12 protein-coding genes are annotated in these 12,160 nt (G+C 57.8%); 9 read left to right on the top strand and 3 right to left on the bottom strand.

The features are described 5' to 3' along the window. Nucleotides 1–319: 319 nt before the first annotated feature. From AB7M25_RS12500 to gbdR, 6 genes are all read left to right on the top strand, one after another. Entirely contained in the window at nucleotides 320–1,021 is a 702-nt protein-coding gene (locus AB7M25_RS12500; protein ID WP_429384759.1) for an EthD domain-containing protein, read from the top strand. 253 nt (nucleotides 1,022–1,274) lie between these two features. Then, entirely contained in the window at nucleotides 1,275–1,727 is a 453-nt protein-coding gene (locus tag AB7M25_RS12495; protein WP_429560733.1) for a thiol-disulfide oxidoreductase DCC family protein, read from the top strand. 113 nt (nucleotides 1,728–1,840) lie between these two features. Further along, nucleotides 1,841–2,713, top strand: a complete 873-nt coding sequence (locus tag AB7M25_RS12490) for a GNAT family N-acetyltransferase (RefSeq protein ID WP_454237382.1) — start codon at nucleotides 1,841–1,843, stop codon at nucleotides 2,711–2,713. Continuing rightward, nucleotides 2,713–3,606: a polysaccharide deacetylase family protein gene (locus tag AB7M25_RS12485; RefSeq protein ID WP_454237381.1), complete on the top strand. Its 894-nt coding sequence runs from the start codon at nucleotides 2,713–2,715 to the stop codon at nucleotides 3,604–3,606. The genes AB7M25_RS12490 and AB7M25_RS12485 overlap by 1 nt, the downstream gene beginning before the upstream one ends. A 441-nt stretch (nucleotides 3,607–4,047) precedes the next feature. After that, nucleotides 4,048–5,448 (top strand): GABA permease, encoded by a 1,401-nt coding sequence (gene gabP, locus AB7M25_RS12480; protein WP_429384770.1) that lies wholly within the window; start codon nucleotides 4,048–4,050, stop codon nucleotides 5,446–5,448. 100 nt (nucleotides 5,449–5,548) lie between these two features. Continuing rightward, nucleotides 5,549–6,670, top strand: coding sequence for a choline metabolism transcriptional regulator GbdR (gene gbdR / locus AB7M25_RS12475; RefSeq protein WP_429384773.1), 1,122 nt, complete (start codon nucleotides 5,549–5,551; stop codon nucleotides 6,668–6,670). 66 nt (nucleotides 6,671–6,736) lie between these two features. Here the strand turns inward: gbdR and AB7M25_RS12470 are convergent, their stop codons facing one another. Continuing rightward, a complete protein-coding gene (locus AB7M25_RS12470) occupies nucleotides 6,737–7,654 on the bottom strand; it encodes a bifunctional helix-turn-helix transcriptional regulator/GNAT family N-acetyltransferase (RefSeq protein WP_429384776.1) in 918 nt (305 codons plus the stop codon). Between the two features lie 560 nt (nucleotides 7,655–8,214). Here AB7M25_RS12470 and AB7M25_RS12465 point away from each other — a divergent pair. Further along, nucleotides 8,215–8,592 (top strand): c-type cytochrome, encoded by a 378-nt coding sequence (locus tag AB7M25_RS12465; RefSeq protein WP_429384778.1) that lies wholly within the window; start codon nucleotides 8,215–8,217, stop codon nucleotides 8,590–8,592. Nucleotides 8,593–8,972: 380 nt separating this feature from the next. After that, a complete protein-coding gene (locus AB7M25_RS12460) occupies nucleotides 8,973–9,542 on the top strand; it encodes a hypothetical protein (RefSeq protein ID WP_429384780.1) in 570 nt (189 codons plus the stop codon). 334 nt (nucleotides 9,543–9,876) lie between these two features. On the opposite strand, the gene AB7M25_RS12455 is transcribed toward AB7M25_RS12460, so the two are convergent. Continuing rightward, nucleotides 9,877–10,641, bottom strand: coding sequence for a tetratricopeptide repeat protein (locus AB7M25_RS12455; RefSeq protein ID WP_454237380.1), 765 nt, complete (start codon nucleotides 10,639–10,641; stop codon nucleotides 9,877–9,879). A 317-nt stretch (nucleotides 10,642–10,958) separates the two neighbouring features. Between AB7M25_RS12455 and AB7M25_RS12450 the strand changes: the two genes are divergently transcribed. Next, nucleotides 10,959–11,372 carry a hypothetical protein gene (locus AB7M25_RS12450; RefSeq protein ID WP_429384784.1) on the top strand — a complete coding sequence of 138 codons (414 nt, stop codon included), beginning with the start codon at nucleotides 10,959–10,961 and terminating at the stop codon, nucleotides 11,370–11,372. A gap of 112 nt (nucleotides 11,373–11,484) precedes the next feature. Here AB7M25_RS12450 and AB7M25_RS12445 read toward each other — a convergent pair whose 3' ends face one another. Beyond that, nucleotides 11,485–12,054 carry a DJ-1/PfpI family protein gene (locus AB7M25_RS12445; RefSeq protein ID WP_429393339.1) on the bottom strand — a complete coding sequence of 190 codons (570 nt, stop codon included), beginning with the start codon at nucleotides 12,052–12,054 and terminating at the stop codon, nucleotides 11,485–11,487. Between the last annotated feature and the right edge of the window lie 106 nt (nucleotides 12,055–12,160).

Below are 12,160 nucleotides of genomic sequence, written 5' to 3'. Positions count from 1 at the left end.
ATCATCGAGTTCCTGACGGTGATTCCACATGTTGCCTAAGAACGCTCGTTCGTGAGCTCGAAATCGACGACCCATACTCGAAGAACGCTGTACCGGGAACGACAGCGCCGATCATCGGGATTGACTCGCAAAGTGCCAGAAGAAAGACCGAGCGTGAGTCCGAACCCAAAGCGCCGGCATCTCCCCGCCTGTTTTTTTGTTGAATAGTCTGTTTGAGGTATTACCGAGGGCTGAGTTTGATCAACCATGACGCCAGTATTTTCCCCACGTGTCTGCACGGTTGCTACATCCTTCAATCACAACGAGGCGCTTGATAGCTATGGAAAAAGTCATCTATCTGCTGTGGCGTGATACTCAAGTCACTCCTGATACCTTCAGCCATCGCCTGCGCAGTGAAGTCGCCGGGCAATTGCTGGCACTCGGTGCCTGTGGCGTGCAATTGAACCTGTCCGATGTCGATGTGCAGCCCGCAGCCGGACTGCGCCAGGAAAACAACCGACCACTGCCCGACGCCAGCCTGTCGCTGTGGCTGGACAGTGCCAACGGGCCCGCTCGACGTCCTTTCGACGGCGTCATCACGGCCGCAACGGCACGCATGGCTGCCTACCTGGTATGCGAGTCGGTAGCCATCGCCAATACTCGTTTCCCTTCAACGCCCGGTGAACGTACTCACGGGTTCGCCCAGTTGGCCCTGCTGACCCGACCTCCGCGTCTGACGCCCGAAGCCTGGCTGGACATCTGGCGCAACCATCACACTGAGGTGGCCGTAGACACGCAGGACAACTTCCAATACGTGCAAAATCTGGTGGTGTTGGCGCTGTCGCACGGTGCGCCAAGGATCGATGCCATCGTCGAGGAATGTTTTCCACCCGCTGCCATGACCGATCCCCGGGCCTTTTTCGATGCCGTGGGCGACGAAGCGAAATTCCAGCGTAACCTGGCGACGATGATGGACAGCTGCAGCCGATTCATCGATTTCGACAAGATCGACGTGCTGCCTACCAGCCAGTACTGTCTGTAGGACCGGGTAATCACCAAGCGTGCCCCCGGATCACAGCCTTATTCAGACTACGGTTTTGCCGGGGTAACTGCGCTGCAACCGCTGCATCACGCTCCAGCTTTTTGGTTTTCTCTTGAGCCTCGGCGTTCAACTGCTGCGGCTGAATGCTGATGTCCACTTTTCCAGGGTGGCCAGTGGAATCGGCCAATTGCAGACTTCAACGCCGGCACGCGGTTATGATCCGGGATACCCAGGCGCCCTTGGACCCACGCTCATGCCAGCCTCGAAAATCCTCCCCTCCCCCGCGCCGCTGCTCAAACCCGGAGAGACGGTGGTGTTGTTCGACGGTGTCTGCAAGCTGTGCAACGGCTGGGTGAGGTTCGTGATTCGCCATGACCGCCAGCGGCGCGTGCGGTTGGCGGCGGTTCAGTCACCCGAGGGACAGGCTCTGCTCGCCTGGGCAGGCCTGCCCATGGATCAATTCCACAGCATGGCGGTGATCCGCGACCGATACTACTGGGAGCGTTCGCAAGCATTTTTCGAAGTCTTTGCCCAGTTGCCCGCAATCTGGCGCCCCATGAACCTGTTGCGCATCATCCCTCGCCAACTTCGAGATTGGGCCTACGACCGCATTGCGCTCAATCGTTATCGGCTCTTCGGGAAGTACGACACCTGCCTGTTGCCGGATCCTGATCATGAACAGCGCTTTTTGAAAGCGCCCCGGTGAACACCTGAAGGCGACGTGACGAGCTGGATCAATACTCGGGTTGAGGCTATACCGAAAGGGTTCCGGGCGGGGATGGACCACACGCTCGATTAGCGTCTGAGGAGCATTTCACGGTGTCGAATCAACTGGTCATACGCAACATGACCCGTCCCGAGCTGGACGAACTCGTCGAGTGGGCTGCCCGTGAGGGTTGGAATCCCGGCCTTCACGATGCCGAGCTGTTCTGGGCCACGGACCCTGCCGCCTTCATCGCGGCGTCCCGGGGCGGCGAATTGATCGGCGGCGGTTCCATCACCTCCTATCATGGCGAATTCGGTTTCATGGGTTTTTTCATCGTCCGGCCTGAGTATCGCAGTCAGGGCCTGGGCAATACCCTCTGGCACGCACGCCGCGAGCGACTCCTCGCCCGCCTGCGCCCGGGCGCGAGCATCGGCATGGACGGCGTCTTCACGATGCAGGACTACTACGCCAAGGGTGGCTTCGTCTTCTCCCATCGCAACCTGCGTTTTCGTGCCGAGATCACCGAGCGCCCGACGACCTCCCAGGCAGGTGACCAGGACATCGTGCCGTTGGCCGCCTTCCCGTTCGATCAGGTGGTCGAATACGACCGCACCTGCTTCCCCGCCCCGCGCGCAACCTTCCTGAGCGGGTGGATAGCCCAGGCCGATGCACTCGCCGTGGGTTGCCGGCGCGACGGCAGGCTGAGCGGCTATGGCGTAATAAGGCGCTGCCGGGAAGGCTGCAAGATCGGCCCCCTGTTCGCCGATGACGCCCTGGCGGCCAATGCCCTCTACGCGCGCCTGGCGGAATTTGCGCAGGGTGGCCCGCTGTTTCTCGATGCCCCGGAGAACAACCCCGCCGCGATGGCGCTCGTGCACCAACAGGGCATGACCGAGGTGTTCGGCTGCGCACGCATGTACCTCGGCCCTCCTCCGGCGATCGCGCACGAACGTGTGTTCGGCGTCACCACCTTCGAGCTGGGCTGATGTCCGCCCGCGACCTCATCGGTTATGGCGGCCGCCCACCCCACCCGCGATGGCCCGGTGAGGCGCGCGTCGCGGTCCAGTTCGTACTCAACATCGAAGAAGGCGCGGAATCCTGCCTTCTCAATGGCGATCCCCAGTCGGAGGCCTGGCTCCACGAGCTACCGGGCCGCCCGCCGCGTGTGGGGGAGCCGGACTTGAGCGTCGAGGGCATGTACGAATACGGATCGCGCGCCGGTGTGTGGCGCATTCTGGAACTGTTCCGCACCCGAGGCCTGCCGCTGACCGCCTTCGCCGTCGGCCGGGCACTGGAACTCACCCCGGCGATCGGCCAGGCGCTCTGCGCGGCCGGGCACGAGATTGCCGGGCATGGCTACCGTTGGCTGGACCATCGCGACATGCCTGAAGACCAGGAACGGCGCCATATCCGCCTCACCCTCGACGTGATCGAGCAGGCCTGCGGTAAACGCCCCGTGGGTTGGTACACAGGAAGGGTCAGCCGGAACACCCGTCGCCTGTTGCGTGAGGAAGGCGGGTTTCTCTACAGCTCGGACGCCTACAACGATGATCTGCCCTATTGGCTCCCGGGCTCGCCCGCCCACCTGGTGATCCCTTACACACTGGTCAACAACGACGCCCGCTATCTACTGCCGAACGGTTTCGCCTGCGGTGAAGACTTCTTCCGGCTGCTCAAGGATGCTTTCGATCTGCTGTGGCAGGAGGGCGCGCAACACCCGAAGATGATGAGCGTCGGCCTGCATGGGCGGATCAGTGGCCATCCTGGTCGTGCGATGGCGCTGGCGCGCTTTCTCGATTACGTGCAAGGCCACGACGCAGTGTGGATCTGCCGGCGCGAAGAGATTGCCAGGCACTGGATTGCCCGGTTCCCCGCCTGAGTGGAATTCGAAATGGCCTGAGCCACGTCAATATCACCCATTCTGCATCCGGCGCCCTGCTCCTCCTTGAACATCGCCGAGATGATGCCTGTTCCACAAATTGCTAGGTTTCTGCCGGCCATGTCAGGCAGAAGCCGACCAATAGCCAAATCAAAATGATTCCCTATGGCCGCTTAGTGACTAACTGGTGTTCATCGCGAACACAATGTCTTCCTGTGTCGATATCAGACACGGATGTGGCGTGATCAGGTAACTGAATCATCGGACAAGCCGGGTAAGGTGGCGCACCTTTTCATCGAAACGACCACGTCACGATGATGGGCTTGATAAGAACTGCAGCGTTTGAAGGGTGCTTCTTTCAGGAAGCCCGGCAGGCAGCAATGATGATGATCTGTTGCCCTATCCATCCGCTTAAATGTCGATCGGCAGAGAAAAAAACCAATGATTAGCCCGAGCTCCAAGGATTCGAGTGGCCAATTGGCGCAGGGCTTCAAGCCTCGTCACGTAACAATGCTGTCAATCGCCGGTATTATCGGCGCCGGTTTGTTCGTTGGCTCAGGACACGCCATTGCGGCGGCTGGCCCGGCGGTCCTGCTGGCCTATCTATTCTCTGGCCTGCTCGTCGTTCTGGTCATGCGCATGCTCGGTGAAATGGCAGTGGCCAACCCGGACACCGGCTCTTTCTCCACCTATGCCGACCAGGCAATCGGCCGTTGGGCCGGCTTCACCGTCGGTTGGCTCTATTGGTGGTTCTGGGTGCTGGTGATCCCTATCGAAGCGCTGGCCGCCGGTCATGTATTGAACCAGTGGTTTCCCCAGATCGATGCCTGGCTGTTCGCCCTGGTGTCGATCATTGCACTGGTGGTGACAAACCTGTTCAGCGTATCCAAGTACGGCGAATTCGAGTTCTGGTTCGCCATGGCCAAGGTCGTCGCGATCATCGGCTTCATCGGCGTGGGTTTTGCCGTGTTGATGGGCTGGGTTCCCGATCGGGAAGTCAGCGGATTGAGCGGCCTGATGGCCGAGCACGGCGGGTTTGCTCCAAACGGGCTGTCGGCGGTAGTCGGCGCCTTCATCACCATCATGTTCAGTTTCATCGGTACCGAGGCGGTCACCATCGCCGCCGCCGAATCCGACAATCCCTCGCAGAACATTGCCAAGGCCACCCGTTCGGTGATCTGGCGCATCGGGGTGTTTTACCTGCTGTCGATTTTCGTGGTCATCTCCGTGGTGCCCTGGAATGACCCGCTGTTGGCTTCGGTAGGCTCCTACCAGCGGGCACTGGAAATCATGAACATTCCCCACGCCAAGTTCATGGTGGACGTGGTGGTGCTGATCGCCGTCGCCAGTTGCATGAACTCCTCGATCTACATTGCCTCGCGGATGCTGTACTCGCTGGGCCGTCGTGGCGATGCGCCGAAGGCGCTGAAGGCGACCTCCTCCGAAGGCGTGCCGCGGGCAGCAGTCATCGCCAGCACCGTGCTGGGCGCGGCGATCACCGTGTGGAGTTACTTCATGCCCGCCGGGTTGTTCGAGTTCCTGCTGGCCAGTTCCGGCGCGATTGCCTTGGTGGTGTACCTGGCCATTGCGGTGTCGCAGCTGCGCATGCGCCGAATGTTGCGTCGGCAGAACGTCGAGCTGACCTTTCGCATGTGGCTGTTTCCCTGGCTCACCTGGTTGGTGATCGTGTTCATCTGCGCGGCGCTGGCCGTGATGATGGCCTCCCCTGATCACCGTACCGAAGTGAGCACGACCATTGGCCTGGCGCTGGCGATTTCCTTTATCGGCCTTGTGACATCGCGTCACCCTGCCCAGGCTGCGAGGGTGTCATCGGCGGGATAAAACCAGAGAGGTATTTGCACCGACCCTGATACCCCCTTCGCCAGGACTGGGGGTATTACCCGCTCCTGTGTCTCAGGCCGTCATCGCTTTTTGTGAGGACATGACCACGATGTCATCGAACTCCACCGTGTCCGACGGGAAGACTCAATCCGTCGGTTTTCTGCTGCTGGATAAATTCACACTTATTTCCCTGGCGTCCGCAGTAGAGCCACTGCGCATGGCCAATCAGTTGTCGGGGCGAGCGCTGTATCGCTGGCATACGTTCAGCCCCGGTGGAGAGCCTGTCTGGGCCAGTGATGGCGTGCAGATCACTCCGGATGCTTCATGGAACAATCCATTGGTGGCGGACACTGTAATCGTGTGCGGCGGTATTGGAATCCAGAGCGTGATTACCCGCGAGCACATTACCTGGCTGCAAGCCTTGGCGCGTCAATCCAGACGGCTGGGAGGTGTTTGCACCGGTAGTTGGGCGCTCGCAAAAGCCGGGCTGCTCGACGGCTACGAGTGCAGCGTGCATTGGGAATTTCTGGCTGCCATGCAGGAAGCCTTCCCGCGAGCCAGCATCAGCGCGAGCCTGTTCACCCTCGACCGAAACCGCTTTACAAGCTCCGGCGGAACGGCCCCTATGGACATGATGCTGCACCTGATCGGTCGCGATCATGGTCGTGAATTATCCGCAGCCATCTCCGAGATGTTTGTTTACGAGCGCATACGCAACGAACAGGATCATCAGCGCGTTCCCCTCAGGCATGTACTGGGAACTCATCAGCCCAAGCTGCAGGATATCGTCACGTTGATGGAGGCCAATCTCGAGGAGCCGATCGACCTCGATAACCTCGCAGAATACGTTGATCTGTCACGTCGACAGCTGGAGCGGCTATTTCAGAAATACCTTCAATGTACGCCGTCACGCTACTACTTGAGGTTACGTCTTGTTCGAGCGCGACAACTGCTCAAGCAAACATCATTGTCGATCATTGAGTTGGCGTATGTATGCGGTTTCGTGTCCACACCCCATTTTTCCAAATGCTATCGCGAGTACTTTGGTGTTCCACCCAGTGAGGAGCGTTCCGGCTCTGAAATGAATCGCAAATTGGCAACGCCTGCAACTACGCAGCCGCCATTGACCAAACCGCCGACAGCGCTCGACCAGGCGCGAAACGAATCGACCTTTGCCAGTGTTCGCATGATGGATCGTTCCGGTTTGGCGGAGTCGCACTGATCGGCCGGCCCGGCCGCATCCTTCGTAGTGCATGAGTTGCCTGTGCAATGAGTGCCATCGACGCCACTACAAATCCCGAGCCCAAGTCTGGCTGACGAGGTCTTTACCGAAACTATGTACCTGTTCCTCCTCGACCAATTGAAAACCTGCCTTTTGATATAGCTTTCGGGCATCAGAAAGCACGCTGGTTGTCCAGAGGATCATGCTCTTGTATCCAGCGTGCCGGGCAAACCGGAGGCTCTCTTCCAGCAATCGATTGCCGATTCCCATGCCTCTGGCACTCGCATCCACATAGAGCATTCGCAGTTTGGCGGTCGTCTCGTCATGTCTGACGACAAAGACCGAACCGATGACCTTGCCATCCTTTTCCGCGATCCAGCATCGCTCGCAGGACGGATCGAATTCACGAAGGTATTTGGCGACTATTTCTGCCACCAGTGCTTCGAACTCCGAATTCCACCCATATTCGCGGGAATAAAGTTGAGCTTGCTGTTGAACGACAATTCCCATGTCACCCGCTACAGGATCGCGCAGGAGATAAGAGGGATCCCTGTCGCCCAATAGCGTCTGTATCCGTTTCATGGCTTGGGTCAATTGCTCTTGCTGTGGCTCAGGCAAGCCTTGCAGCATCAACACGACTTCCTCACGAGCAGCTTGCTCCAGCGAGGCCAGCACGGTTCGACCAGAATCGGTTAGCCGGATTTGAGACGCCCGGCCATCGCTTGCCGAGCGAGTCCTGCCAATCAAGCCTTTTTTCTCGAATCCACCGATGACCCGGCTAACGTAACCGGCGTCCAGGCTGAGCATCTGACAGAGGTCTGAACTCTTCAGGCCAACACTGGCGCCCAATTCATAAAGGATGCGAGCCTCGGTCAACGAAAATTCGGCCTTAAGCAGGTGCTCTTGCAGGGCGCCGATCTGGTGGGTGTAGAACCGGTTGAAGCGGCGTACCGTTTCGGCGCGCTCAGTAATGGGGGCGGACATGAAAACTCCCAAACATAGTTGCTTTTGGCAATTATATGATTGACTTAGGCATACATGTCAATCCTGTGATAGTCAACTGCCACGACCGCTTTTGGTCACTCTCAGCCTGTCGCGAGAGCTTTTGCCAGAGGCGGTCACTGGGATGCGCCTGGAAAACGAGTTGATTCAACGGGCCTCAGATATGACTGTGTGTATGCCGACACGAAGGCTGATATCTTTCCCGCGCACCTGATCGCGTCCAATCGACGCTGATCCCATCAAGGAAGATGAAAACAATGAAAACAGTGCTCGGCGCCCTGCCCCTTATCTGCCTGAACATAAAGGCTTTCGCTGGCGCCCCCCCCTTCGGCTTCCCGGCCTCGACGTTGCCCGACAAGCAAAATGACCACCCGCTAACAACCTGATGAGCGTGTTTCGCCATTCGACCTCCCGCTGGCGCGAGCACATTGTTAATGAACAATCCCGGTTCAAATATTATCGAGAGAACCGAGTGCTGCAGTGGCAACTCCGGGGTTTGCCCTCGATTCAGATCTGATTTAAACGACAAGGCCACATCGAAAATGAAAATATTATTCATCGCTTCGCTAGCAACTTTATCGCTAGTTCAAACATCACTATCCTTCGCGGACAATGTTAACGGGAAAAGCCTCTACTCACAGAGATGTATCATGTGCCACGGAATAGATCTAAAAGGAACCGGACCATTGGCTAATAAAAGCAATCCGCCAACACCTGACCTTACAACCGCCACTTTCAAAAAACGATTGAATGATTATCCGGGCGTTATTGTATCGTCGATAATACTTCGTCCAAATGGAGACTTGATTCCAAGAACCTTGCAAGAGAATGGTGTAAAGCTATCGCCGTACTCCTGGAGGATTAAGGATCTGCGCGATATAAATCAATACATGAGTGATGTAATTTCAACAAATCGATGATATTGAGTTGAGGGGTAGGCACAGTAATCCAATGGCCATTTCAGGCTTGAGGGCTTATGGAGCAACTCCAGTGAGCCCGTCGACCTCTCGTGGTCACACCGCTGATGACCAATCTCTGATTGGTACAAGTTCGGGCGGCGCTTCGCATCCAGCAGTCGTGCCAGACAAGTAACGGCCAGGTGCGGCCTTTCTCGTTCAGAATCGAACAGTTGAACCTGCAGATACCTGACTGGATCCAATCGGCATGTGCAGGTAAGCGTCAAAAATGCGGACTAGAGGGTTTTGAAACTTGTTGTTACAAGCAGGAATACGTATCATTAATATTCAAGCTCAGGACGCAGGGAGTGCATTGTCCATACAATAAGAAGGTCAAAAAAATAATGCTTAAAATGCTCCTCGTGTACGTTCATCTGCTCGCCAGCTGTATTGCCCTCGGCAGGGTATTGCTAGCCGATCACAAGCTTTGGAATTGGCGCAAGGAAGCGCTGGATCAGGCCAAGCTTGAGTATCTGGAAGAAACCAGGAAAATCGCCACCCTCGCGTTGCTGGCCCTTTGGGGCAGTGGTCTGCTGTTGGTGCTTCAGGGGTATCTCCTCGAGGGCACTGCGTACTTGCTCAACCAGAAGCTCTGGGCCAAGGTGGCGGTTGTCGCGCTGCTGACTCTGAACGGCGGTCTGTTGCATCGCGTCGGCTTCCCGCTGTTGCAAAAAGCCCCCTTCGTCTTGTTACCGGGTTCCGACCGCGGTCGCCTTGCACTCTTGGGGGCGTTCTCTATGAGTGGCTGGCTGTTCGCCGCTTTCCTGGGGGTGGCTCGAGCCTGGAATCATGTCATGCCATGCTTGCATGTGATGGGGGTTTTCACGGCATTCGCATTGGTGGCTTGTGCCGTGGCGCTTGTGATCGCCAGCACCGCGGGCACGATACGGGGTGAGGAACCTACGGTTTCATAGTGGGTGTAGCACAAACTCAAGCGTGGATAGCATGACACCTCCCTCGGCACAGGAGTCCAGCTAGGCATCCATGCTTGAAGTCGTGGATAGACTCAGTACTGACACCTGATCACCACACGCAGACCACCAGGCTGATCGATGGACCTTTCAGCCAACGTCTTGACCCGCGACCCGTTAACCCAATCGGAGTGAGGAGCAGACTCTGCGCTAGGCACCGCTGCGCGCGGTTTCATTTTCGTCCGTGCCAGGCCACTGGAATCGCTGGCAGACACAAGAGGTCGAAAGAAACCCTTCATGACAGGCAGCAGTCAGCCAAAAAAGCACACCGGGAAACTCACCCGCGCACCAGATAGGCCCCTGAAGGAACCCGATATCGCAGCTTCTTGCATTTACCCGGTGGAGGCTGATGCCCCGGCGGACGATCAGGAAACCAGATTCGGCATTTACCGGGAGGCGGCATATGGCCGCGGGGAATCTCGACCTCGGCGTACGCCCTCTCTGACCCGATACTAGCCATTTGCAATTGACCTTCGGCCCCTACTCTGCCAGCCGTCGGTACATCCGAAACCCGATTTGCCTCAGCAGTAGTGAAGTTTCCAGCGTCACGCCCGGTGTCCGCAGTGGATTGCTCAACAACCGCCACTTGCGCTTCTCGGCGCCTTTGGGTCTCTTCATCCAGCCCCTTCTGTACCGCAACCACATCCGCGCTGGCATTGGGTGGGGTACCTGAAGATCGGGCCTGCTGCGCCGCCTGGATCAATTGGAAGTTGCGGTTGCGCAATTGGACGTTGTTGCCAACCCGCATGTTCGAGCGCGCCGCCAGGGTTTCAGCCTGCTGGTACTGCCCCTGCTGAAGACGCAACACACCCAGGTAATGCAGCGTCGCGGGATTGTTCGGCTGGATATGCAGGGCACGCTCAAGCGTGGCGGCGGCCTGGTCCAGTTGGCCGTTTTCATATTGCCGCGAGGCTGTTTCGATCAGGGTGGTTGATGCGTTGTTGCTTTGCGCGGGCGCTCTTCGCTCGGCAGCGACAGCACTAAACGAGGCGACAGCGCAGAACACCAGGATGAGGACCGGCAGAAAACTCTTGTTTGGCATCGGGGGCGGACTCGACTGAACTCGGACGGCACTGCCGTAAAACAGACCACTGCGCTGCTCGGCACCTGCGCTACAGGGCCGCTATAGACCTGGCCAATACCCTGAAGTTCCTGCTGCAACGGCCGTCGCCACCGGTACTGTTTTTTATCAGCCCACGACTGAGACCCTTGGCTATTTAAGCAACGGCCCCCTAGAACTTTTGCCTATTTACCGGTCTATGTGGATAGGCACATCCGCCCGGTAAGCACGCCCCCTTATAAGCTTCCCGTCGCCCGATAGCCACACGTCCAATTGTCCATCAGAGGTTGTCTTCGCTCATGAAATTCCATGTCCCACGGAAGGTGCTCTTCGGCCTGTTCGCGTTCGCGGCAGTGGGCTCGGCATCCGCCACACAGATGAAGGACTCAACCCCTGCTTTTGCAACTCAAGCCCCAGCCGTTCAGGCTCCCGTCCAGGCCGCCGGCAACCCTTGGCCGACCTTGGCCAGCATGGCCGGCAAGCAGCCAGGGCCGTTGCTTGCCCATGACGACCGATACTGGCATGACGGCCGTTGGCACGATCATAGAGACGATTGGCGCCGAGACGACTGGCGCAGGGATCAGTGGCGTAGAGATCAGTGGCGTAGAGAGCAAGCCCACCGGGAAGCCGAGCGCCGTCGTGATTGGGAGCGCCACCAGGATCGGGTCATGCGGCACCGTTACGAGGACGATCACCGTTACTATCGTCGCTAGTGCGAAGCCCCGGAACAATCCGGGGCGCAAGCAACCCTTTGTGACAGGCCGCAATCGGCTGTGGATTCAACCGGTCGACACAACAGATTGGCTGTTTTGCAGGACGAAGCGGTCACCCATGTTCCGCTGCCAACATTGACCTGAACTGAGAAATGATCTCTGAAGATAACCCGGCACCTTCGAACACTGCGCAGGTGAAGCTAACGGGCGCAGGGCCTGGAGCCGTTATAATGCGGTCCGCAACCACAGCTACTGGACTGCTTCGATAAAGCGTGCGCCCTTCATAACCTACGGCATTCTGTTGTAAGAAGTCAGCGCTGTTCGAGGTATGAGGAACCGTGTCGAGAAGCCCGGCCCTCGCAAGTGCCAGCGTTCCCCCACAGATACCGGCAATTGTCGCCCCACTTGAGCGACTGGCATGAAGAAAGTCTCGAATATCCGGTGCTTCTGCACGTTCCCAGACCGTTCCTCCAATGACGACAACAACGTCCGGTTTCCAGTCCAGACATTGCTGCAAACTGCTATCGACAGTTACAGCCAATCCACCCTGCGAGCGGAACTGCCCCGTAGCACAAGCGAAAAATCTGACATCGATCCCGTAAAACGGGGACGCAGTTCCAGCAATGAAAGCATATTCCCAGTCCGCAAAACCGGGTGTCAGTATCAAACCCACACGTGCCATCAGTCAGAATCCTCCATGAATGCCAATAACATATGGCGACAATAAACAGACATCAAGGGCTGCTTCGGGTCCAGAGTGTGTAAAAACGCCTTCGCGCCCCCTTGCT

Source organism: Pseudomonas sp. AP3_22 TE3818, assembly GCF_053628995.1.
This window is presented reverse-complemented; position numbering and strand designations above follow the sequence as displayed.

What these genes read in the sequence shown, in the direction of transcription:
- AB7M25_RS12500 (WP_429384759.1), top strand. Translation starts at nt 320, where the DNA reads ATGGAAAAAGTCATCTATCTGCTGTGGCGTGATACTCAAGTCACTCCT.
- AB7M25_RS12495 (WP_429560733.1), top strand. Translation starts at nt 1,275, where the DNA reads ATGCCAGCCTCGAAAATCCTCCCCTCCCCCGCGCCGCTGCTCAAACCC.
- AB7M25_RS12485 (WP_454237381.1), top strand. Translation starts at nt 2,713, where the DNA reads ATGTCCGCCCGCGACCTCATCGGTTATGGCGGCCGCCCACCCCACCCG.
- gabP (WP_429384770.1), top strand. Translation starts at nt 4,048, where the DNA reads ATGATTAGCCCGAGCTCCAAGGATTCGAGTGGCCAATTGGCGCAGGGC.
- gbdR (WP_429384773.1), top strand. Translation starts at nt 5,549, where the DNA reads ATGACCACGATGTCATCGAACTCCACCGTGTCCGACGGGAAGACTCAA.
- AB7M25_RS12470 (WP_429384776.1), bottom strand. Translation starts at nt 7,654, where the DNA reads ATGTCCGCCCCCATTACTGAGCGCGCCGAAACGGTACGCCGCTTCAAC.
- AB7M25_RS12465 (WP_429384778.1), top strand. Translation starts at nt 8,215, where the DNA reads ATGAAAATATTATTCATCGCTTCGCTAGCAACTTTATCGCTAGTTCAA.
- AB7M25_RS12460 (WP_429384780.1), top strand. Translation starts at nt 8,973, where the DNA reads ATGCTTAAAATGCTCCTCGTGTACGTTCATCTGCTCGCCAGCTGTATT.
- AB7M25_RS12455 (WP_454237380.1), bottom strand. Translation starts at nt 10,641, where the DNA reads ATGCCAAACAAGAGTTTTCTGCCGGTCCTCATCCTGGTGTTCTGCGCT.
- AB7M25_RS12450 (WP_429384784.1), top strand. Translation starts at nt 10,959, where the DNA reads ATGAAATTCCATGTCCCACGGAAGGTGCTCTTCGGCCTGTTCGCGTTC.
- AB7M25_RS12445 (WP_429393339.1), bottom strand. Translation starts at nt 12,054, where the DNA reads ATGGCACGTGTGGGTTTGATACTGACACCCGGTTTTGCGGACTGGGAA.